This is a genomic window from Lysinibacillus sp. FSL P2-0066 (assembly GCF_037969495.1).
Classification (GTDB): domain Bacteria; phylum Bacillota; class Bacilli; order Bacillales_A; family Planococcaceae; genus Lysinibacillus; species Lysinibacillus boronitolerans.
In genome coordinates this window covers 3,049,529-3,071,180 of the sequence record NZ_CP150202.1, presented here as the reverse complement: position 1 = coordinate 3,071,180, position 21,652 = coordinate 3,049,529, and the positions used below count along the sequence as shown (strand labels likewise).

The window sequence follows — 21,652 nt, the reverse complement described above, 5'->3', positions numbered from 1 at the left end:
AATACCCATGCTTAACGACACAATACCTGCATTAAAAACAGAAAGCACCGTTTGAAATTAATTTTCAGACGGTGCTTTTGCTATTCATTGATCTGTCACTAAGTAACCCTTTTTTTGTAAAGCTCGCTCAATTAATGTTAAAACTTCAACAGAGGGTGCTGTGATGACATGTAAATGAATGCCACCAGTGAGAGCAGATAAATAATTGGCCTGTGTTGCATTTACACGTTCGATAAATTGTTTCACTTCATGACGGTTGGATACCATGATTGAGGCTGTCAGTTCACTATATATCGGATGTTCAACAATGACATTTTTGACGGTTCCACCACAGTCTACAATCGTCATTAATTCATCTTCTGTCTGCTCTGATGTATGCAAGCAAGGGAATGTTCGTTCAACGGTTTGCTGTATTTGTTCTTGATGCATATAAAGATAGCCCTGGCTTGTGGCAATAATAGGCTCATTTCTTGCCTTTAATAAAGTCATATCATTGACGATTACTTGTCTAGAAACATTGGCGAACTTAGCTAAGTCTGTCCCAGTTATAGGTGCTTTATTTTTTTTTAATTGCGCTAATAGTTGCAGTCGGCGTTCTTCGCCTAACATTTTTTTCATAAGAGATCACCCCTGCTCGTAATAAAGGAATCCGTATTCCTTATGAATTAGTGTACCATGAAGCTTTTCGAACTTGCTGAAATTTTTGTATCCAAATGAAACATTGAACATATGATACGTAGAGAGGAAGGGAGGAAAAAATTGCGTATTCATATTGTTCAAAAGGGAGATACATTGTGGAAGATTGCGAAGGAGTACGGCATTTCGTTTGAAGATTTGAAGCGGCTCAATGTCCATCTTGCCAACCCAGATTATATTGTTCCAGGTATGGAAATTATATTGCCTGAAAAAATAAACAAAGAGCCGCATAGAGATTCACATAAAGAAATGCCGAAAAAGGAAACACAAGTGCATAAGGAGGCACCGAAGGAAAGTCCTAGAAAAGAGGTACAGCGACCAATGCCACCACCGCCGCCAATTGTACCGCCACCACCAGCTCCTATGCCGATGCCAGAACCACAAATGATTCCGATACCTATACCGATGCCGATGCCAATGCAGATGCCACAACAACCGATGTGGGTACCGCAGCCTGTGGAAATGAATTGGCACCAGCAATTGGTGATGCCACAAATGGAGCAAAATGTTACAACACCGCCTATACAAATACAGCCACCACCACCGCCAGCACCTACACCGCCACCACCACCTGTAGCTAAACCGAAGCCAATGCCAATGCCACAACCAGCACCACATCCACCAATGCATATCATGCCACAAATGCCTGCCGTACCACATTGTTCAAGTTGCCATCAGCCAATCTATCATCAGATGTGGTGGCCAATGCCAATGCAGCCGCAGGTCGAGCATTATACGATGCCACAGCAGCCAATGTCCTATGACATGCCAGATCATAAAGTAGGTGGAATGGAAGACTTTTTAGAGTCCACATCACCATTCTTCCATACGCAAGATCAACAAAAGCCACAAATGGATATGATGCCTGATATGAATATGGGGCAATCCTGTGGCTGTGGAACACAACCAATGATGATGCCTGATATGAACATGGGTCAATCTTGTGGCTGTGGCACACAACCAATGATGATGCCAAATTGGCAAATGGACCCTTGTCATTGCCCGCCACCACCATGTCCGACACATTGTCCACCACCATGCCCATCAGCAGCAGGTCCTTGGATGTCACCGCATTATTTCCCAGGCGGGATGACGCCTTATCGATGGTGAAAAAGCGTATATTGTAGAAGAAGTAAAGCCAAATATTTGGAAATATAAGTATCAATCGAAAAATTATTTTGTCAAACGTGCAAAGCAAGTGGAAATTGCAGAGAAGGTAAAAACCATTCATCGCCAATTAGGACGTATGGAGCCTTCGTTGATCTTACCTTTAGTTCAGAGCGATGATGAGCAGTTAATTGTGCAAATGTGGCAAGAAGGAAGCCACGGTGCTAACTTCGCACATAAAAAAGATCGTAAGGAATCTCTAAGACTATTAATTGCTTTACACGACACACATAAAAAAATTGCTTGGCAGCGAATGCCAGGCTTGCATACCTACTCACAGCTTTTAAAATGGCAAATGCGTCATATGCGTTTTAAAAGTAGAAGAAATGAATTTCGAACATTTTTAACAAAAGAAGAAATTGATCAAATACTGCATTATAGTGATAAATCATTACAATTGATTGCATTGGAAGATGCACCTGAAAAAGAGATTACGCTATTGCATGGGGATGTAGTCCATCATAATTTTTTATGGTGCTCTGATGGACAATTACGTTTAATTGATTTTGATTTAGCACACCTTGGTGAAGCGGATGACGAGTATATTTTATGGTTACATCGTGTGTTGCCTGCTGTAGATTATGATCTTGGAAAGATTTTTGCAGAGTTACCTGAGCTGAAACGACTAGATAAAAGAAAGCTTCATCGCTTGAAATATCCGAATGAGTTATTACGAGAATGGCTGTTTGCTATAGATTTACCACTCGAGCAGCAGCTAGTATTTTTAGATTATTTAGTGCCATTTACAAAACGAGCCCTCACCTATTGGCCAAAACTGTGGTACGATATTGATAGATTTGTCAAGAAATGACCGTCAATTGGCGGTCATTTTTGTCTGCGAACGGCGTTTCGGCGCTACTTTTTGTCGAGCATTCGTTCGCTATATGCTATAATCGAAGACGATGATTGTGAGGGATTATAGATGTATGATTATTTAAAAGGACAAATTACTCGTATTACGCCTGAATTTATTGTGCTAGAACAACAGGGGATTGGTTGGCAACTTAATACGCCCAATCCGTTTGCTTTTCGGACATCTGCCCTTGAACAACAGATATATGTTCATTTGCATGTGCGAGAGGATGCACAAGTTTTATATGGTTTCCCTAATTTAGATCAGCGTGAGTTATTCCGTAAGCTTATTTTAGTGTCGGGTATAGGACCAAAGGGCGCATTAGCTATTTTAGCGACAGGGAATCCACAGCAGGTTATTAGCGCAATTGAACGGGAGGACGAAGCATTTTTAGTGAAGTTCCCCGGAGTTGGTAAAAAAACAGCACGTCAAATGATCCTCGATTTGAAAGGCAAGCTTGGTTCATTATTAGATACATTGGAGTTACCTAGTGCAGAAGATGAGTTACCTTTGTTTGGTGTGAATGCTTATAAACATGAATTAGAAGAAGCCTTACTTGCCTTAATGGCACTTGGCTATTCTGAAAAAGAGCTCGAAAAAATTAAACCACAGCTAGAAGATAACGACAAACTAGAAACGACAGATGCCTTTATGAAACAAGCATTGCAACTACTGCTAAAACTAAAATAAGGAAAGGAGGGAAGGTACATGTCTGAACGTATGATGGCAAGTGAGGCAGGTAGCTATGATGAGCAGTTTGAGTTATCTTTACGTCCTCAAAAATTAGCACAGTATATTGGGCAACATAAAGTAAAGGAAAACTTACAAATATTCATTGAAGCAGCAAAGCTTCGCCAAGAAAGTTTAGATCATGTGTTGTTATACGGACCTCCAGGACTTGGTAAAACGACCTTAGCTGCTGTTATTGCGAATGAGATGAATGTCAACGTACGGATGACAAGTGGCCCTGCGATTGAGCGTCCAGGAGATTTGGCAGCTATTTTAAGTTCACTAGAGCCTGGGGATGTTTTATTTATTGATGAAATTCATCGACTTCCCCGTGCTATTGAAGAAGTATTATATCCAGCAATGGAAGACTTCTGTTTAGATATTGTGGTAGGGAAGGGTCCTGAAGCACGTTCTGTACGACTTGATTTACCTCCCTTTACCCTTGTAGGTGCAACGACAAGAGCGGGTGCCTTATCAGCTCCTCTAAGAGATCGCTTTGGTGTGTTGCTGCGCCTAGAATATTACGATGACCAATCACTTGCTGAAATTGTTGTCAGAAGTGCTCATTTATTTGAGGTGCAAATTGAGCAAGTAGCAGCAATGGAAATGGCGAGACGCTCACGTGGAACCCCCCGTATTGCCAATCGTTTATTGAAACGAGTGCGAGATTATGCACAGGTGCTTGGAGATGGTATGATAACGGAGGGCCTTGCACAGCAAGCATTAGAGCTGCTACAAGTAGATCCTAGAGGGCTTGATCATATTGATCATAAACTTGTAACTAATATGATTGAGCGATTCCGAGGAGGTCCAGTAGGCTTAGATACGCTTGCTGCATCGATTGGTGAGGAACGGGTTACGATAGAAGATGTATACGAGCCTTATTTGATGCAAATTGGCCTTATCCAACGTACACCGAGAGGAAGAGTAGCCACACATTTAGCCTACGAACATTTTGGATATGAGTATCCCCAACAAACATAAAGAAGGAAGTTTTTTTCATGCGTGTAGAAGATTTTGATTTTGAATTACCAGAGGAGCTTATTGCCCAAACACCATTAGTCGATCGTACAGCGAGTCGATTAATGGTCGTAACACCAGGCTCAAATAAAGTGGAGCACCACCATTTTGCCCATGTACTAGAGGAGCTACATGCTGGAGACTGTCTTGTACTAAATGATACAAGAGTCTTACCTGCTCGTTTAATGGGTGTAAAAGAAGAAACTGGTGCACATATAGAAGTATTGCTATTGAAGCAATTGGCTGGTACAGATGAGTGGGAAACACTTGTAAAACCAGCAAAGCGTGTAAAGGTAGGAACAGTCATCACATTTGGAGATGGTTTATTAACAGCTACTTGCACAGGTGAGCTTGAACATGGCGGACGTACATTTGAATTTCAGTATGATGGTATCTTTTATGAAATATTAGAGCAGCTTGGTGAAATGCCATTACCTCCATATATTCGGGAAAAACTAGAGGATAAAGATCGTTATCAAACCGTTTATGCCAAAGAGCGTGGTTCGGCTGCAGCGCCTACAGCAGGACTGCATTTTACAGAGGAGCTATTAGCACAAGTGAAGGCTAAAGGCGTAGAGGTTGTTTTTATTACGCTACATGTAGGTCTCGGCACTTTCCGTCCCGTTAGTGTTGACTCGATTGAGAATCATGAAATGCATGCGGAATTCTATAGTGTTACAGAACAAGCAGCAGATACGATTAATCGAGTAAAACGTAATGGTGGCAAGGTAATAGCTGTTGGGACAACCTCTACTCGCACATTAGAGACAATTGGTTCTAAATATGGGGGAGAAGTGCGAGCAGAACAAGGTTGGACGTCTATTTTCATTTATCCAGGCTACAATTTTACGGTGGTTGATGGGTTAATCACAAACTTCCATTTACCAAAATCAACATTGGTCATGCTTGTTAGTACGCTAGCCACTCGAGAGACCATTTTAAGTGCTTATCAGCAAGCCGTAGAGGAAAGATATCGCTTCTTTAGTTTTGGTGATGCTATGTTTATACGTCCAAAAAAATAATAGGGATAAAATCGGAGTACTGTTTTTACTTCAGATAAGAGAGGATTATTTATTTTATGACACAACCAGCAATTCGATATGAACTACTTCATACATGTAAACAAACAGGAGCACGCCTTGGCATCGTGCATACACCGCACGGCTCCTTTGAAACACCCGCATTTATGCCTGTTGGCACACAAGCAACGGTTAAGACCATGTCGCCAGAAGAATTAAAAGAGATGAATGCAGGTATTATTTTGTCCAATACGTACCATTTATGGCTACGTCCTGGTAATGATATTGTCAAAGAAGCAGGCGGACTTCATAAATTTATGAACTGGGATCGTCCAATTTTAACGGATTCAGGTGGTTTCCAAGTATTTTCACTTAGTCAATTCCGAAAAATTGAGGAGGAAGGTGTTCATTTCCGTAATCACCTCAATGGAGATAAATTATTTTTGAGCCCAGAAAAGGCAATGGAAATTCAAAATGATTTAGGCTCTGATATTATGATGGCCTTTGATGAATGTCCACCATATCCTGCGACACATGACTATATGCTGCAATCAGTTGATCGTACAACACGTTGGGCAAAACGCTGTAAGGAAGCACATCAGCGTCCAGAAGAGCAAGGTTTATTTGGGATTATTCAAGGCGGAGAGTACGAGGATTTACGCCGCCGCTCAGCAGAAGCGTTAGTAGAACTAGATTTCCCAGGCTATGCCATTGGTGGATTATCTGTTGGAGAACCGAAAGATGTGATGAACCGCGTTTTAGAATTTACTACGCCAATGATGCCTGAAAATAAACCACGTTATTTAATGGGTGTAGGCTCACCAGATTCTTTAATTGACGGGGCAATTCGAGGTATTGATATGTTTGACTGTGTATTGCCAACACGTATTGCACGTAATGGAACACTGATGACATCAGAAGGACGTCTAGTGGTGAAAAATGCAAAATATGCACGTGACTTTGGTCCAATTGATCCGAACTGTGATTGCTATACATGTAAAAATTATTCTCGTGCCTATGTTCGTCACCTTATTCGCACGGAAGAAACGTTCGGTATTCGTTTAACATCTTATCATAATCTACACTTCCTATTAAAATTGATGGAGCAAGTACGTGAGGCAATTCGTCAAGATCGTCTTGGTGATTTCCGTGAAGAGTTCTTTGAAAAGTACGGCTTTAATGGGCCAGATGCAAAAAACTTTTAATCTAGACGGATTATTACATGCGCATAATTAAAAAAGGACATTAGGCATCCCCTAATGTCCCATCATCAATAGCAATTGTTTTGCAAATCATTCAAAACTTTGTAAAAAGTGAATATTTCTAGCAAAATATTGTCAATCATAGAAAAAATATTAGTAATTGAGAAAATTTTTGGGCTTGTCCATCGCTTTTTAATGGTGGAATAGTCTATACTAAAAAAGTGAGATTTGGAAAGGGGGCAAGATGCTATTATGGATCAATTATTAGGATTAGCACCAATATTATTAATGTTCGTTGCAATGTGGTTTATCTTAATCCGTCCAGCTAAAAAAAGACAGCAGGAAACACAAAATATGCAAAGTAGTTTGCAACGTGGAGATAAAGTCATTACAATTGGTGGTTTACACGGCGTTATTGATGCAATTGAAGACACAGCAGTGACATTAAAAATTGCTGACAATGTACGAGTGAAATTTGACCGTCAAGCAATTGGACGAATTGTCAATGACAATCAGTAATACAGAAGAAAAGGCTTACAATAGGCAATAGCTATATTGTAGGCCTTTTTTATACAATATTGGATGGCTGTGCTTACGTGTTTTTGGCAGTTTTTAATTTTTGAATAAATGCCTCACCAGTATCATTGCCATTAATAGTGATTCTACTTAACGTAAATATGGAATCGCCCTTTTTCACATGCTTATTTTGTATGACAAAGGCCATCTTAAAACCAGCTTCCTTGGCTAATTTGATGGTGGAGGGTGAATAAATCCCATAAGGATAGCTTATTGCTATTGGCTCATACCCTAACTCTTCTTTGATTCGTTTTCTTGAATGAATAAAATCATTTCTTACCCTTTCTTCATACTCAGCCTGACTCTCTAGTTGCCCATTCACAAAACTAGGGCCAAATACTGCGCCAATAGGTTGACCGCTTTTTGAAGGTAATTTATAATGTAAATCCCAAGTATGACTCTGGATTGTAATATAATCCTTCATTTCCTTCAATTGATCCCAACTCATCTTTACTGTTTCATTTGGATAATAATTGTTACCATTCTTCTCTAGGATTCGGCTTGCAATAACAAAGATTTCTGCATGCATATTATATTTTTTCAATATCGGGTAAGCTTTTTCATAATTACTAAAATACCCATCGTCAAAGGTAATTAAAACAGGCTTTGGAGGTAACGGCGCTTGGTCGTTTAAGTAATCATATAATTGCTGAACAGAAATGGCCTGGTAACCTTCCATTTTAAGTAATTTCATTTGGCTTTCGAAGTTCTCGGGTGAAATAACTGTAGTATTGTTTATATTGTCCTCTAAATGATGGTACATAAGAATAGGTATTTCCTGTTCTTGATACCCGTAAATAGGATAAGGCCTAATAAGAAAAAGGATATAAACAAAAACGAAAACAATTATTTTCTTTGTCATGTTCTCACCTTGTTTGCATTTTATAGTGGTAAGCATCTAGCTCCTTGTTAGTGTGTACGAACTATTTGGGACTATTCCTTGTAAATTGTATAAAAAACAATAAGTAAGGTCACCTTGATAGTATGGGGGTGTTTTTTATGGAAGAATATTACCATATTATTTTTAGAACTTGCTTTTTGTATGTGTTTATCATCATCGTTTTCCGTTTAATGGGTAAACGAGAAGTGGGTGAATTATCTGTCATCGATTTAGTCGTTTTTGTATTAATTGCAGAAGTGGCAGCCTTTGCCCTAGACGATTATAAAAATCCTCTCTTTAATGCCATACTACCTATCATTATTTTGCTCTTTATTCAAATTTTAAGTGCCTTTTTGTCTTTAAAGTTCAAAAAAATACGTGACCTAGTAGATGGTGACCCTGCTTTATTAGTAAAAGACGGTGTTATTTTAGAGAGTGAGATGAGAAAACACCGCTATAATTTAGATGATTTATGTCAGCAATTACGAGAAAACGGAATCGCATCTGTGACAGATGTAGCCTTTGCGTATTTAGAGCCTTCAGGCAATCTTTCTGTCTTTAAAAAAGATGAAAAAGCCTTTGTGTATCCATTGATTATCGACGGTGATATTCAAGAAAGACATCTATTTACCATGCATAAAGATGTAGATTGGCTAATGGGTGAGCTAGCGAAAAATAATATTACTGACAGTGAAACGGTATTTTTTTGTATTTGGGAAGACAGTAAACTGCATATCCAATTAAAGGAATCTTAAACTTTCTTCGCCAATTTTTTGATGTAACGGAAATCTGTAATGCGCAACTGATTGGTAAATAATAAAAAGGTAAATAGTAAAAATAATGTGACACCACTACTTAAAATAAATGGTAGTGATAATAAGGGAATAAGGAAATACTGGGCGACGCAAACGGCAATAAAGCAACTATATGGTACGACAAACATTCTGAAGCCTGCACGCAGGTTTTTTCGTTGTCTAACTGTTGCAATATGCAAGAAGGACGTTAGTAAAACCCCAAAGCCAATGGCTACAACAGCTCCTTTTTCCTGGATACCTGGCTGAGAGGCAAGTACAAACATCACAAATAGTTTACCTAGTCCACCATAGATGGAGTTCATCATGGCAGCTCTTGCCTCACCAATCGCCTGTAAGATGGAGTGTAGAGGGCTTTGAATATAATAAAAATAAAAAATAGGTGCTAAAATTTTAACGTACCCACGATTTTCTTCTAAATGGAAAAGCTTCATAGCTAATTCATCACCGTGCACAAAGAAATACGTAGCAGCAAAGCAACCCACTAGGGAAGACAATCTTAGGGACACCGAAATTCTTTCCTGCAATAGGGGGATGTGCTGACGAGCGACGGCATCACTAACCGCTGGAATGAGCACAATCGATAAGGCTGTTGATACAAACGCAGGAAATAATAATAATGGCACCAAAACACCTGAGATGACACCGTATAAAATAGTGGCAGCAGAAGCGGTTAAACCGGCTACAGTCAAGGCTTTTAAAAAGATAATCGGCTCTAAAAACCAAGTGAAAGAGCCAAAAAGCTTACTGCCAGCAGAGGGAAGGGCAACACGCAACATTGGTGATGCAGGATACCCTTCAATTTTAGTTTTTCGTGTCAGTAATTTCTTTTTCGAGACAATATAATGTAGCCATAAATATAAGAATGCTACAACTTCAGCAAGAAGCGTAATACCCATTGCTGCAGCAGCTGTTACAGCGGCATTATTGTAATTAGCCACATAAGGAAGCATTAAAGTAATGAAGCTAATACGTACAATTTGTTCGATCATTTGTGCCCAAGCAGTCGGTGTAATTTTAGCGACACCTTGTAAATAAGCACGTAATAAGCCAGATCCAACTGATACTGGTACAGCAAAGAGTGCAATCCATAGTGTAAATGTTGTCTGTTCATTATGTAATAGCGTTGTTGAAATATATGGTATTGTTAATGCAACGAGTGGCATAAAAACGATCATGCCAATGAATGACCAAAGAATGGCTGTACGCATGACACCAAAGATGTTTTCACGTTTATTTTTTGCTAGTAATTCAGCCACTATTTTAGCCACAGCGATAGGTAGTCCTAGTTGAATAAGTGAGATGAAGAAAATAAATGCTGGATAGACGGTCATATAAATACCGACAGCCTCTTCACCAGCAATTCGCATAAATTGCATTCTATAGAAGAAGCCAAAAAGTTTAGATAAAAAAATCACAAACATTAAAAATAATGTACCTCGTACAAAAGAACTCATGCCATCCGTCCCTTCTCAAGCCGCAAAAATTCATTTACACTATTTGTATGCAAGCATGTCTTACGTTACGACTTTGATTGGAGATGATTCAAAATGAGTATGCAATATGAGCAACTATTTGAAAAGATTCGTCCGGCAATTGATAGTAAGATAGCAGAGTTCCATCATTATCAATACAATGCTATTACAGCAGAAGAACTCTGGCGCTACTGTATTGAAAAAAAATGGCGTAAAAAGAAAATTGAACAACTACGATTACATGAAGTCATTTCTACCATTTTTTCCGTTTCACCATCTGATATCGTCTCATTTAATCAAGTAGAGTTTTTACAAAGTAATAATTGGTTTGGAGAAGTCAATACAGAAGAGTTACAATTACTGCTTGGTCCAGTCAGAACGTAAAATGATGTGTCAAATTTTACAATAATTCAAAGAATCCTATACGTGTTGAATTGACACCAAGCGCAACCTGTTTCATAATAAGTGTGTTGCGCTTTTTTTATTTTGAATAAGTTCTTACTTACATAAGTCTTCTATGCTTTTATTGACATTTAGAAGGCTAGTACCTAATAATACAAAGATAAACTTGCGCGTTATGAACGATTGAAATAAGTAAAGCAACCTTTTTGAAGCACAGGTAACACGATTCTAAATGAAAAGGAGGATTAAACGTTTCAAAAGGTATTGCTAGTTACTTGTTTGGCGTGTAAGGACAGCCCTTACACCAATTCGAGGAGGATTTATTGATGAAACTAAAAAGTCGTATAGTTGCATTCCTACTGATTATCGTGCTATTGGCAGCAGGTATTAGTACGACTGTAAACGGCGTCTTAAAGGACATCAAGCTTGGTCTTGATTTACAGGGCGGGTTTGAAGTGCTTTACGAGGTAAATGAATTAAAAGAAGGACAAAAAATTACACCAGAAATTGTCACAGCAACATCCACTGCACTTGGTGAACGTGTAAATACGATGGGGGTTAGTGAACCGAGTATTCAGGTTGAGGACAAAAATCGTATTCGTGTGCAATTAGCTGGTGTTGAGGATCAGGAATCGGCACGTAAGTTATTGTCTACTTCTGCGAATTTAACATTCCGTGATGTGGATGATAATTTATTATTAGATGGAGACGATTTGAAAGCCAACGGTGCTAAAGGCTCTTTTGACCAACAAAATCGTCCGATTGTATCCTTAACTTTAAAAGATGCGAAAAAATTTGCTGACATCACAAGTAAAATTGCGGCAAAACCCGCAGGTCAAAATTTACTAGTTGTATGGTTAGACTTTGAAGAGGGTGTCGATTCCTATAAAGCGGAATCACAAAAAGCAAAGCCTCGCTATGCATCTGCAGCAACAGTTAGTCAAACGTTAAATACAACAGATGTTATGATTAGCGGTAATTTCTCTGTTGAAGAAACAAAAAATTTAGCAGATATTTTAAATGCTGGGGCATTACCTGTAAAGCTAGATGAAATTTATTCAACTTCTGTTGGTGCTCAATTTGGTGATGCAGCACTGAAAAGTACTATTTTTGCTGGTATTGTCGGCGTAGTAGTTATTTTCTTATTTATGCTATTCTACTATCGTTTACCAGGCTTTATTTCCATCATTACACTGGTTGTGTTTACATTCCTAGTATTGGTGGTCTTTGACTGGATTAATGCGGTATTAACGCTACCAGGTATTGCGGCCATTGTCCTTGGTATAGGGATGGCAGTAGATGCCAATATTTTAGCGGCAGAACGTATACGTGAAGAGCTGCGAGTGGGCTATTCCGCTAAACAAGCCTTCCAAATTGGATCTAAACAATCTTTATCAGCCATTGTCGATGCACAGTTGACAACTTTATTAGCTGCAGCAGTATTGTTCCAATGGGGAACAAGCTCTGTTAAAGGATTTGCTACAACATTAATTATTAGTATTTTATTGAGCTTCTTAACAGCTGTATGGGGTTCACGTGTCCTATTAGGACTACTTGTTAACAGTGGGTATTTCAACAATCCAGCATGGTTTGGTATCGCAAAATCAAAACAGCATAGTCTCGATGAAAATATTGGTACATTAGATTTATCAACGAAATTCGATCGATTTGACTTTGTTCACAACCGTAAGAAATTCTATATGTTCTCTTTAGCCATTTTAGTGGCTGGTTTAGTGGTTATTGGTATTTTCCGCCTAAACCTAGGCATTGATTTCTCAAGCGGTACTCGTGTCCAAATTGAATCTGACCAAACATTAACAAAAGAAGAAGTTTCCAAATATCTAGATAGCATTGATTTTTCATCAGAAGATATCATACTCTCTGGTGAGAAAAGTAATACAGCAGTCATTCGCTATAAAGATGACCTTACACAAGCAGAAATTTTAGAATTTAAAAAAGAAGCTGGCGAAAAATATGGTCATGAACCAGCTGTAAGTACTGTATCGCCTACAGTTGGTAAGGAACTTGTAAAAAATGCAATTAAGGCTTTATCTCTTGCAGCAATAGGGATTATCATTTATGTAGCAGTTCGTTTTGAATGGCGCATGGGTATTGGTGCAATTGTTTCATTATTGCATGATGTATTCTTAATTGTTGCCGTCTTTAGCTTTATGCGTTTAGAAGTAGATATTACGTTTATTGCGGCTGTATTAACAATTGTTGGTTATTCCATCAATGATACGATCGTTACCTTTGACCGTATGCGTGAAAACTTAGATCGATATGATACAATTAATGACCGTGAAGTATTGGCGAATATCGTGAATAAATCGCTACGCCAAACAATGGGTCGTTCGGTTAATACAGTATTAACGGTTATTATAGTTGTTGTAGCCCTATTAATTTTTGGTGCACCATCTATTCAAAACTTCTCAATCGCGTTATTGATTGGTTTGATTACAGGTATGTATTCTTCAATCTGTATCGCAGCTCAAATCTGGTATTCATTAAAAATTCGTGAAATGAAAAAATCAGATGGAAAGCTACGCAAAAAAGAGAAAAAACAATGGGGTACAGACGAACCTACTGTATAATCTAGTGAGCAGGGAATGGAAAACGAATGGTTTTCTATTCTCTGCTTTTTTTATGCAAAAAATCTGCTACCTTTTATAAAAAGCAGCAGATTTTTCATATAGTATTTACAATTTAAATTGCTGAATTAAGCCTTGTAGCTGTTGCGCATTTTCACTTAATTCTTCAGCAACAGTATTTACTTGCTGCATCGTCGCAACTTGCTCGTCAACGGATTCTGCAATCATTTGAGAATTAGTTGCTGATTGATGAGAGACATTTGCGATTTCCGTGACAGAGGCAGCAACCTGCTCAGCACTGGCAGGGATTTCTTCAGATGTGGCAGAAATTTCTTCAATTTGCTCTGTGAATGCTGCAACTGCAGAGGTGATGGAATAGAAAGCATCTCCAGCCTCATGAATTTTGGCTACACCATCCTTTACAGAGGCTAAACCATTGTCTACTGATGCTGCAACATTTTGCGTATCTGTTAGAATTTCTTTTGTAATAGCAACGATTTGATTGGCAGATTGATTTGATTCCTCAGCAAGTTTTCGTACCTCATCCGCTACAACTGCAAAGCCTTTCCCGTGTTCTCCAGCTCTTGCTGCTTCAATGGCAGCATTCAGTGCCAGTAAATTTGTTTGTTCTGAGATAGCTGTAATCACTGTTGTAATTTGTCCGATTTCTTCCGATTGCTTACTTAGTTTTTGCGTTAGTGTTGCAATGTCAGAAGTTGAGAGTGCAATTAAATCCATCTGTTCTTTTGCGGTTGTAATCGTTGCACTACCTATATGGGCAAGTTGAGTCAGATTTTCAGCATTGTGATGAAGACTTTGTGTCGCCTCCGCAATGCGTTGGACACCTGATGCGGTTTCATCCATTGCCACAGCACTTTGCTGAGAGGCACTAGCAGAAGAAGTGATATGTGTTACATTATCTTGAATTCTTTGCGCAATATTATCAGAGGTTGCCGTTACTTCCTCTGTACTAGCGGAAAGCTCTTCTGAGACAGCCGATAAATGGGATGCGCTATCTTGAATGTTAGTCATTAAACCAGCTAGGTTTTGTTTTAATGTATTGACTGCATTTGCAAGTGTACCGATCTCATCTTTTGATTGATGGTCAAGCTTAGCGATTGTTAAATCACCTGTTGCTAATGTATCTGCTGCTCCGATGGCCTTACGTAGTGGTAGAACAATGGAGTTTTTGACAAAATGCATAAAATATAAACCGATAATGATACTAGCAATTAGAAGGCTAATAGCAATGACAATAGCTCGTGAAACGGTTTGATTAACAGATTGGTCAACCTTTTGAAGCTGTTCATCGTGATAAGCTAATAATTCGGTTGTTAACTTAAAAATGTCTTTATTGTATTTTGTAACATCATTATTGATGATAGAGAGTGCTAGATTCGTGTTGCCACTATTAAACGCTTGTATTGCTTTCTGTGAATTTGAAAGTAACTCTTTTTGCAATTCCGTGATTTGCTGCATAATATTTTTTGTATAATCTGATCGAACAATAGTAGAAAGTTCATTAACTGTTTCAGGTAACAACTTTTCATAGCGCTCTAAATTGGCCTTAGCTGCTTCATCCTTATTATTTAAAATATAGGAGCGTAAAAATAAACCTTGGGACGCAAGTTGTTGTTGGATTTTATCTGTTAATTGGATTTGCACCATCCGATGCTTCAGTACTTCTTCTAAATCATTCTGTGTTGTTTTAAATTGAATAAATGAAACGATGCTTGAGATAAGTAGTAAACATGTTAAGGAAATGAAACCAATATTTAATTTTTTGCGAACGGACATAAACTTCCTACTTTCTTTTATTATATGGAAAAATTGATGTTCTGAAATTACTATAACTTGATATATTTACATGGTCAATACTCCAGGAATTTTCAATAGTAGGAAATCTTATTCTCCAATAAGATTTTATAGAAGGATAATATACCTACTTTTAATTCTTCAAAATAAAATAGGAATATTAACTTTTTTCGTCAGAATTGATTGACAATAGTATTGGATTGGCTTAGAATTAAGGCTAACTTTTTGTTCGGTCAAGGTAGAAGGTCTCGGGAGCGAGGTCAGCCGAAGAACAGATGAGCTGAGTTTAGATGAGAATAGCTGAGAAATTGTTGAATAAGAGTAGTAGCATAAGTGTGTAATAAAGAGAGTCAGTGGATGGTGTAAACTGATTTACAGCTTATGTGAATGGACTTATGAGAGTCGCTTATAAAAAGCGAACGTAATTCCCCACGTTATAGGGGTGCTTTCAAGGTGTGGTTTACCATACCCATAATGAAAAGCACAAAAGTGAGAGCATATGCTCTAATATGAGGTGGCAACGCGGTCATAATCGTCCTCTGCAATTAGGAATAATCCTTTTTGCAGAGGGCTTTTTTATTTTCAGTCAGCATTCGTCTAGACATTAGCTAAAGGAATCTTTGAAAAAGGAGCAAAATAGCTATGCAAACAACGAGTTCAAGAACAAAAATGAAAACGATCAATGGCGATTCTTTAACACCTATTTTGATTTTCAGACGTTTACAGGGAAAACATAAATTTTTATTGGAAAGTTCTGCTCAACATGAAGGAACGGGAAGGTTTTCCTTTATTGGGGCTAATCCACGAAAAACATATAAAGGTGTGGGCCAAGAAATTCAGGAGGTTTCCTATAAAACTGGAAAAACATATGTGCATCAAGGAGAACTCTTTGTTCTTCTTAAACGCCTTATGCCACGTATTTCCAATACGACACAATTTCCTTTTTCAGGTGGTGCCGTTGGGTATATAGGCTTTGGCGGTACAACGATGTTCGTAGATAAAAAAATAGAATTACCTGATGCTTATTTTCATGTCTATGAAACGATTATTGTCTTCGATCATCAAACAGATGAAGTGACATTGATTCATACAAATATTGATGCAGAAAAGCAAGAACCTGATTTGGAAGAATTGGCTCAACAAATAGTAAACGGGCATATCAGTGACGAAGCATCTTATCGTTATCAACCGCTTGATGCTACAACAAATGAATCATTTGCAAAGGTTTTACAGACAATGCAAGCTAACTTACCTGATGATATAACAAGGGTAGTTTTGCCGAATCATTATGTAGCAAATTTTCAAGGTGATACGTTGGCTTTGTATCGGCAGCTACGCAAAAAAAGGCCTGCAGCCTATATGTATTATATAGAATTTGAGGAGCATGTTGTGTTAGGTACTTCTCCTGAAAGTCTAATTCAAGTAAAAGGTGAAAGAGTTATTGCGACTCCTACAGAGGGAACATATCCGCGAGGGGAAACAAAAAATGAAGACCTAGAAAATGAACACAAATTATACAACCATGAAAGCATTAGACAATCCCATGCACTTCTTGTTAGTGCTGTTCAGCAAGAATTACAGTCGGTTTGTTTCCGAGATTCTGTTCAGGTCATGGAGGCAATGCGTATCCAGCGGTCCAAAAAGGCACTGCACATGACGACTAGGGTTGAAGGAAAGCTTTTACCAATGCTTCATGCCCTTGATGTTTTAGCAGCAACCATATCTCCACTTTCAGCTACGAAGCTTCCGCATACAGCTGGTAATTTTGGTGCCCTTGGCTTTATTGGATTTAATGGTCATTTGGATTTTGCTTTAACAGGGAAATCTATTGTAGTTAAACAGGATAGCATGACTTTACAAGCAACAATAACTGTTACCAAATATACAAATGTGCAAGACGTTTTACACCAAGTGCAAGAGGAAGAACAGGCATTTTTACAGTTACTGGTGAACAATGGGGGGCAAAGCTAATGGAACGATTACAAAGGAAAGTACTGCAGGGAACACATCTCATGTACGAAGAAATGTTACAGGCAGCGCAATGGTTATTTCAAGATGATACACCTAAAGAAGAAATAGCAAGCTTTTTAACAGCTTTATCGGCGAAGGGAGAAACTGCACATGAAGTAGCCGCATTAGCAACTATTATGCGATCTTTTGCTCTTGATATAGCCGTAAAAGAAGATAGCTATATGGATAATTGCGGTACAGGTGGAGATGGTCTTCATACCTTTAACATCAGTACAGCTTCTGCTTTTGTGTTAGCTGGAGCGGGTGTCAAAATTGCCAAGCATGGGAACCGTAAAATCTCTTCCTCCTCTGGTAGCTCAGATGTGCTAGAGGCACTAGGTATTCATACAGCTATTTCTATCCCACAAACAGCTCATTTGCTAGAGAGAGAGGGGATCGCTTTTATTTATGCACCGAATGTCCATCCCAAATTAAAGAGGATTGGTGAAATTCGCCGTTCATTAGGTAAACCGACAATCTTTAATCTTGTTGGTCCTTTAACAAATCCGGTCCCATTATCCACACAATTTACAGGTATTAATCGTCCGAATTTTGTCATGGAATATGCCTCAGTATTACAAATGCTTGGACGTGAGCGGGCGATTGTCGTTTCAGGACCACAGGGCTTGGACGAGGCTTCATTAGCAGGACAAAATACATTGGTTTTAGTAGATAAAGGTGATTTAATTCCATTTTCCCTAACTGCCGAAGATGTTGGTCTTCAAACGGCACCTTTAGAGGCCATCCGTGGTGGCAATGCAGATGAAAATGCGGTGATTATGCAAAAAATATTGGCTGGGGAACAGAGTCCTTATTTAGATACAGTAGTATTAAATGCTGGTATCGGCTTATTTGGTTATGGTCAAGCGGAAACCATCAAAGAGGGTGTAGCCATGGCAAAGGAAAGTGTTTTTAGTGGGAGAGCACAACAAAAATTAGAGGCGGTTGTTACGTATAGCAAGCAAATTAAAGAAGTGGAGGTAGGATAATGAATATACTCAATAAAATTTTGCAGCAAAAAAAGATTGAGGTGGGCGCTTTGTTAGAGCAGCCAGACCCTTTAGCAAACTTTACAGATACGCCACGTCGCTCGTTAATTGAGTCATTGCGACAAGCCCATACACTGCAAGTCATTGCTGAGATGAAGCGTGCTTCGCCTTCCAAAGGGTTAATAGCTGGCGGGGCAGACCCAGTTGCACAAGCACAAATCTATGCACGAGCAGGGGCAGCAGCTATTTCGGTCTTAACCGATAAGGAATTTTTTAAAGGCTCCTTTGAAGATTTAGCAGCAGTTGCTGGTGCAGTCGATACACCCCTTCTTTGTAAGGATTTTATGATCGATCGGGTACAAATTCGATTTGCCAAGGCAGCAGGTGCATCCATTATTTTATTAATTGTGGCTGCTTTAACGGACGATGCCTTACGTGATTTATATAGCTATGCAACGGGCTTAGGCCTAGAAGTTTTAGTGGAAGTACATGATAGTGAGGAGCTTGCACGCGCTCTTGCAGTAGATGCAAAGTTAATTGGCGTTAATAATCGAGATTTACGTACCTTTGAAGTAAGCCTAGAGCGTACAAAAGAAATTGCTAATACGTTTCCATTTGATGAGAATCGAGTATTAATTAGTGAGAGTGGCATATGGACACGAGAAGATGCGAAGCAAGTAGCCTCGATGGGGGTTAGTGGTGTCCTTGTAGGTGAAGCTTTAATGCGGAGTGGAGATGCGGGGCAAGCACTACGAGATTTGAAAGTAAGTAAAGAGGGGGCATCGGTATGACAAAGGTCAAAATTTGTGGTCTACAGGAACAAGAACATGTCAAAACAGCTATTCATGCGGGTGCAGATGCGATAGGGTTTGTTTTTGCACCGAGTAAACGCCGTGTATCCATTGAGCAGGCCCAACAATTAGCGAAGCATGTACCACAAGGCGTTTTGAAAATAGGAGTCTTTGTCAATCCAACGCCAGCTGAATTAAAGGAAGCGGTTGAGCGAGTGCCCTTAGATTACGTGCAATATCATGGAGAGGAAACGCCAGCATTTATTCAGGAGCAAGGTTATCCTGCCATTAAGGCATTATCGATACGAGGAACAGAGGACGTTCAAGCAGCTGCTAACTATCAAGTAGATTATTATTTGTTCGACGCGCCTGGTACAGAGTTTAAAGGCGGTAGTGGTCACACTTTTGATTGGACACTGCTTGAGCAAGTAGGTATTCCTAAAGCAAAATTATTATTAGCGGGTGGTCTCAATGTAGACAATATTGAAGCAGCCATTACAGATGTAGGTCCTTTTATGGTCGATGTATCAAGTGGTGTGGAAACAGATGGAATCAAGGATTCTAGCAAAATACAAGCTTTTTTACAGGCAGTAAAGAGGGGGAGCAGATGATGGGAATATCAATAGCAAATAGTGTACCGACAAAAGAAGGGCGTTTTGGACAATTTGGTGGTCGGTTTGTGCCCGAAACATTAATGACAGCCTTGCTTGAATTAGAAGCTGCTTATGAGCAAGCATTACTAGACCCTGCATTTACAGAGGAGCTGTCCTATTATTTAGAAGACTATGTTGGCCGTGAAACACCGCTCTATTACGCAGAAAATTTAACGAAGGCGCTAGATGGAGCAAAGATTTATTTAAAGCGTGAAGATTTAAACCATACAGGTGCACATAAAATTAATAATGCGATTGGGCAAGCACTTCTAGCCAAACGTATGGGTAAAAAGAAAATCGTTGCTGAAACAGGAGCTGGGCAGCATGGTGTGGCAACAGCTACTGCATGTGCATTATTAAATCTAGAATGTGTTGTATTTATGGGAGCAGAAGATATAAAACGTCAGCAGTTAAATGTCTTTCGTATGGAGTTGCTTGGCACAAAGGTTCAATCGGTGGAAAGTGGTTCTAAAACATTAAAGGATGCTGTGAACGCTGCCCTACGTTACTGGGTGACAAATGTTGAGGATACCCACTATATTTTAGGCTCTGCCTTAGGTCCTCACCCATTCCCAAAAATTGTTCGGGACTTTCAGCGTGTCATTGGAGTAGAAACAAGAAGGCAAATCGTGCAAAAAGAGGGGCGTTTACCTGATGCAGTTGTTGCCTGTATTGGAGGTGGCAGTAACGCAATCGGTATGTTTCACCCATTCGTTGATGATGAATCAGTTGCCTTATACGGTGTTGAAGCAGCAGGAAGTGGTCTTGAAACTGGGAAGCATGCTGCGGCCATCGCAGGTGGACAATTAGGTGTATTACATGGCGCCTACATGTATTTATTACAGGATGAAAACGGCTTTGTCCAAGAAGCACATTCTATTTCAGCTGGGTTAGATTATCCAGGGAAAGGACCAGAGCATTGTTATTTACATGATATTGGTCGAGCGCAATTTGACTCCATCACAGATGCTGAAGCACTGGAGGCACTACAATTATTAAGCCGAACGGAAGGGATACTACCTGCACTTGAAAGTTCTCATGCCATTGCTTATACGGCAAAACTTGCAAAGACTATGGCGAAAGATCAGATCATTGTTGTGTGCTTATCTGGTCGAGGAGATAAAGATGTTCACACAGTTCGAGCAGCACTAGGGGGGGATGTAAAATGACAACTTTACAGCAAGCGATCGAACAGGCAAATGCTGCAGGTCATAAGGCTTTCATACCATATATCATGGCAGGTGACGGAGGGCTAGAGACCATTAAGCCAATTATCTTAAAACTGCAGCAATTAGAGGTAACAGCTATTGAAGTAGGAATTCCTTTTACAGATCCTGTTGCTGATGGTCCAACGATCGAACGAGCAGGAGAACGTGCTCTCATAGCTGGTGTGACATTAAGAAACGTGTTGCAAACACTCGCGTCATTTAAAGATGAAATAACAGTGCCTCTCGTAGTCATGACTTATTTCAATCCAGTATTAGCATATGGCTTAAAGTCTTTTGCGCAAGCCTGTGTAGCTGGAGGAGTTAAGGGGTTAATTGTACCAGATGTCCCTTTGGAAGAGAGCGAGTTGTTACGTGATGCATTAAATCCATATGGCATTGATGTGGTACAGCTTATCTCATTGACAAGCCCTCCAGAGCGTATAGCACGCATCGCAGCAGCTAGTCAGGGCTTTGTTTATGCAGTGACCGTTAATGGGATCACAGGAGCAAGATCACGTTTTGCCGATAATTTAGAACAGCATTTTGCCAGCTTACGTCAAGCAAGTCCAATCCCTGTGCTTGCAGGCTTTGGTATTTCAACACCTGAGCAAGTGAAAAAGATGGGGGCTTTGGGAGATGGTGTAATTGTCGGTAGTGCCATTGTGACGGCATTGCATCAAGGAGATTTGGCAATGGTGGAAGCATTAGTAGCCGCCTCGAAAGGTTTGTTAGAAAAGTCTACTCTTTAGAAGAGTAGGCTTTTT

General features: G+C 39.4%; 20 protein-coding genes and 1 other annotated feature. Of the genes, 16 read left to right on the top strand and 4 right to left on the bottom strand.

The annotated features are described in order from the left end of the window. Positions 1-84: 84 nt before the first annotated feature. Positions 85-618 carry a transcription repressor NadR gene (locus MKZ14_RS15340; RefSeq protein WP_333004833.1) on the bottom strand — a complete coding sequence of 178 codons (534 nt, stop codon included), beginning with the start codon at positions 616-618 and terminating at the stop codon, positions 85-87. A gap of 141 nt (positions 619-759) precedes the next feature. Between MKZ14_RS15340 and MKZ14_RS15335 the strand changes: the two genes are divergently transcribed. The 7 genes from MKZ14_RS15335 to yajC all read left to right on the top strand — a co-directional run bounded on the left by MKZ14_RS15335 (position 760) and on the right by yajC (position 7,205). Continuing rightward, on the top strand, positions 760-1,806 hold the full coding sequence (locus MKZ14_RS15335) for a LysM domain-containing protein (RefSeq protein ID WP_312124301.1): 1,047 nt from the start codon (positions 760-762) through the stop codon (positions 1,804-1,806). Then, on the top strand, positions 1,796-2,674 hold the full coding sequence (locus tag MKZ14_RS15330; protein WP_312124334.1) for a phosphotransferase: 879 nt from the start codon (positions 1,796-1,798) through the stop codon (positions 2,672-2,674). The genes MKZ14_RS15335 and MKZ14_RS15330 overlap by 11 nt, the downstream gene beginning before the upstream one ends. Before the next feature lie 111 nt (positions 2,675-2,785). Continuing rightward, complete coding sequence (gene ruvA, locus MKZ14_RS15325) at positions 2,786-3,406, top strand: Holliday junction branch migration protein RuvA (RefSeq protein ID WP_004226690.1); 621 nt, start codon at positions 2,786-2,788, stop codon at positions 3,404-3,406. Positions 3,407-3,424: 18 nt separating this feature from the next. Then, the gene (ruvB, locus tag MKZ14_RS15320; protein ID WP_016991899.1) at positions 3,425-4,429 is read left to right on the top strand and encodes a Holliday junction branch migration DNA helicase RuvB; all 1,005 of its coding nucleotides are present in this window, start codon (positions 3,425-3,427) and stop codon (positions 4,427-4,429) included. A 17-nt stretch (positions 4,430-4,446) separates the two neighbouring features. After that, a complete protein-coding gene (gene queA / locus MKZ14_RS15315; RefSeq protein WP_016991900.1) occupies positions 4,447-5,487 on the top strand; it encodes a tRNA preQ1(34) S-adenosylmethionine ribosyltransferase-isomerase QueA in 1,041 nt (346 codons plus the stop codon). Positions 5,488-5,543: 56 nt separating this feature from the next. Beyond that, positions 5,544-6,689, top strand: a complete 1,146-nt coding sequence (tgt, locus tag MKZ14_RS15310; RefSeq protein ID WP_036075815.1) for a tRNA guanosine(34) transglycosylase Tgt — start codon at positions 5,544-5,546, stop codon at positions 6,687-6,689. Between the two features lie 249 nt (positions 6,690-6,938). Beyond that, complete coding sequence (gene yajC, locus MKZ14_RS15305; protein WP_004226696.1) at positions 6,939-7,205, top strand: preprotein translocase subunit YajC; 267 nt, start codon at positions 6,939-6,941, stop codon at positions 7,203-7,205. Between the two features lie 73 nt (positions 7,206-7,278). Here the strand turns inward: yajC and MKZ14_RS15300 are convergent, their stop codons facing one another. Continuing rightward, positions 7,279-8,124 (bottom strand): polysaccharide deacetylase family protein, encoded by an 846-nt coding sequence (locus MKZ14_RS15300; protein WP_339280196.1) that lies wholly within the window; start codon positions 8,122-8,124, stop codon positions 7,279-7,281. Positions 8,125-8,261: 137 nt separating this feature from the next. Between MKZ14_RS15300 and MKZ14_RS15295 the strand changes: the two genes are divergently transcribed. Next, the gene (locus MKZ14_RS15295; protein ID WP_036075818.1) at positions 8,262-8,897 is read left to right on the top strand and encodes a DUF421 domain-containing protein; all 636 of its coding nucleotides are present in this window, start codon (positions 8,262-8,264) and stop codon (positions 8,895-8,897) included. Here MKZ14_RS15295 and MKZ14_RS15290 read toward each other — a convergent pair. Continuing rightward, positions 8,894-10,411: an oligosaccharide flippase family protein gene (locus tag MKZ14_RS15290; RefSeq protein ID WP_016991903.1), complete on the bottom strand. Its 1,518-nt coding sequence runs from the start codon at positions 10,409-10,411 to the stop codon at positions 8,894-8,896. The two genes, MKZ14_RS15295 and MKZ14_RS15290, sit on opposite strands and share 4 nt — an antisense overlap. Positions 10,412-10,504: 93 nt before the next feature. Here MKZ14_RS15290 and MKZ14_RS15285 point away from each other — a divergent pair, with 93 nt between their 5' ends. Beyond that, a complete protein-coding gene (locus MKZ14_RS15285) occupies positions 10,505-10,813 on the top strand; it encodes a post-transcriptional regulator (RefSeq protein WP_036075819.1) in 309 nt (102 codons plus the stop codon). Between the two features lie 344 nt (positions 10,814-11,157). Further along, complete coding sequence (secDF, locus tag MKZ14_RS15280) at positions 11,158-13,425, top strand: protein translocase subunit SecDF (RefSeq protein WP_333004825.1); 2,268 nt, start codon at positions 11,158-11,160, stop codon at positions 13,423-13,425. A 105-nt stretch (positions 13,426-13,530) separates the two neighbouring features. On the opposite strand, the gene MKZ14_RS15275 is transcribed toward secDF, so the two are convergent. Further along, positions 13,531-15,219 (bottom strand): methyl-accepting chemotaxis protein, encoded by a 1,689-nt coding sequence (locus tag MKZ14_RS15275; protein WP_333004824.1) that lies wholly within the window; start codon positions 15,217-15,219, stop codon positions 13,531-13,533. 320 nt (positions 15,220-15,539) lie between these two features. Further along, positions 15,540-15,780, top strand: a binding site (T-box leader). Between the two features lie 99 nt (positions 15,781-15,879). Between MKZ14_RS15275 and MKZ14_RS15270 the strand changes: the two genes are divergently transcribed. Genes MKZ14_RS15270 through trpA form a run of 6 tightly spaced genes read left to right on the top strand, consistent with a single transcriptional unit; the run spans position 15,880 to position 21,637 of the window. Further along, positions 15,880-17,208 carry a chorismate-binding protein gene (locus MKZ14_RS15270; RefSeq protein ID WP_333004822.1) on the top strand — a complete coding sequence of 443 codons (1,329 nt, stop codon included), beginning with the start codon at positions 15,880-15,882 and terminating at the stop codon, positions 17,206-17,208. Beyond that, complete coding sequence (gene trpD / locus MKZ14_RS15265) at positions 17,208-18,236, top strand: anthranilate phosphoribosyltransferase (RefSeq protein WP_333004821.1); 1,029 nt, start codon at positions 17,208-17,210, stop codon at positions 18,234-18,236. The genes MKZ14_RS15270 and trpD overlap by 1 nt, the downstream gene beginning before the upstream one ends. Continuing rightward, on the top strand, positions 18,236-19,027 hold the full coding sequence (gene trpC / locus MKZ14_RS15260; RefSeq protein WP_333004820.1) for an indole-3-glycerol phosphate synthase TrpC: 792 nt from the start codon (positions 18,236-18,238) through the stop codon (positions 19,025-19,027). The genes trpD and trpC overlap by 1 nt, the downstream gene beginning before the upstream one ends. After that, positions 19,024-19,638: a phosphoribosylanthranilate isomerase gene (locus tag MKZ14_RS15255; protein WP_333004819.1), complete on the top strand. Its 615-nt coding sequence runs from the start codon at positions 19,024-19,026 to the stop codon at positions 19,636-19,638. Before trpC ends, MKZ14_RS15255 begins: the two co-directional genes overlap by 4 nt. Then, the gene (trpB, locus tag MKZ14_RS15250) at positions 19,638-20,849 is read left to right on the top strand and encodes a tryptophan synthase subunit beta (protein ID WP_004226717.1); all 1,212 of its coding nucleotides are present in this window, start codon (positions 19,638-19,640) and stop codon (positions 20,847-20,849) included. Before MKZ14_RS15255 ends, trpB begins: the two co-directional genes overlap by 1 nt. Continuing rightward, positions 20,846-21,637: a tryptophan synthase subunit alpha gene (gene trpA / locus MKZ14_RS15245; RefSeq protein WP_333004817.1), complete on the top strand. Its 792-nt coding sequence runs from the start codon at positions 20,846-20,848 to the stop codon at positions 21,635-21,637. The genes trpB and trpA overlap by 4 nt, the downstream gene beginning before the upstream one ends. Positions 21,638-21,652: the final 15 nt, after the last annotated feature.

What these genes read in the sequence shown, in the direction of transcription:
- MKZ14_RS15340 (WP_333004833.1), bottom strand. Translation starts at nt 618, where the DNA reads ATGAAAAAAATGTTAGGCGAAGAACGCCGACTGCAACTATTAGCGCAA.
- ruvA (WP_004226690.1), top strand. Translation starts at nt 2,786, where the DNA reads ATGTATGATTATTTAAAAGGACAAATTACTCGTATTACGCCTGAATTT.
- ruvB (WP_016991899.1), top strand. Translation starts at nt 3,425, where the DNA reads ATGTCTGAACGTATGATGGCAAGTGAGGCAGGTAGCTATGATGAGCAG.
- queA (WP_016991900.1), top strand. Translation starts at nt 4,447, where the DNA reads ATGCGTGTAGAAGATTTTGATTTTGAATTACCAGAGGAGCTTATTGCC.
- tgt (WP_036075815.1), top strand. Translation starts at nt 5,544, where the DNA reads ATGACACAACCAGCAATTCGATATGAACTACTTCATACATGTAAACAA.
- yajC (WP_004226696.1), top strand. Translation starts at nt 6,939, where the DNA reads ATGGATCAATTATTAGGATTAGCACCAATATTATTAATGTTCGTTGCA.
- MKZ14_RS15300 (WP_339280196.1), bottom strand. Translation starts at nt 8,124, where the DNA reads ATGACAAAGAAAATAATTGTTTTCGTTTTTGTTTATATCCTTTTTCTT.
- MKZ14_RS15295 (WP_036075818.1), top strand. Translation starts at nt 8,262, where the DNA reads ATGGAAGAATATTACCATATTATTTTTAGAACTTGCTTTTTGTATGTG.
- MKZ14_RS15290 (WP_016991903.1), bottom strand. Translation starts at nt 10,411, where the DNA reads ATGAGTTCTTTTGTACGAGGTACATTATTTTTAATGTTTGTGATTTTT.
- MKZ14_RS15285 (WP_036075819.1), top strand. Translation starts at nt 10,505, where the DNA reads ATGAGTATGCAATATGAGCAACTATTTGAAAAGATTCGTCCGGCAATT.
- secDF (WP_333004825.1), top strand. Translation starts at nt 11,158, where the DNA reads ATGAAACTAAAAAGTCGTATAGTTGCATTCCTACTGATTATCGTGCTA.
- MKZ14_RS15275 (WP_333004824.1), bottom strand. Translation starts at nt 15,219, where the DNA reads ATGTCCGTTCGCAAAAAATTAAATATTGGTTTCATTTCCTTAACATGT.
- MKZ14_RS15270 (WP_333004822.1), top strand. Translation starts at nt 15,880, where the DNA reads ATGCAAACAACGAGTTCAAGAACAAAAATGAAAACGATCAATGGCGAT.
- trpD (WP_333004821.1), top strand. Translation starts at nt 17,208, where the DNA reads ATGGAACGATTACAAAGGAAAGTACTGCAGGGAACACATCTCATGTAC.
- trpC (WP_333004820.1), top strand. Translation starts at nt 18,236, where the DNA reads ATGAATATACTCAATAAAATTTTGCAGCAAAAAAAGATTGAGGTGGGC.
- MKZ14_RS15255 (WP_333004819.1), top strand. Translation starts at nt 19,024, where the DNA reads ATGACAAAGGTCAAAATTTGTGGTCTACAGGAACAAGAACATGTCAAA.
- trpB (WP_004226717.1), top strand. Translation starts at nt 19,638, where the DNA reads ATGGGAATATCAATAGCAAATAGTGTACCGACAAAAGAAGGGCGTTTT.
- trpA (WP_333004817.1), top strand. Translation starts at nt 20,846, where the DNA reads ATGACAACTTTACAGCAAGCGATCGAACAGGCAAATGCTGCAGGTCAT.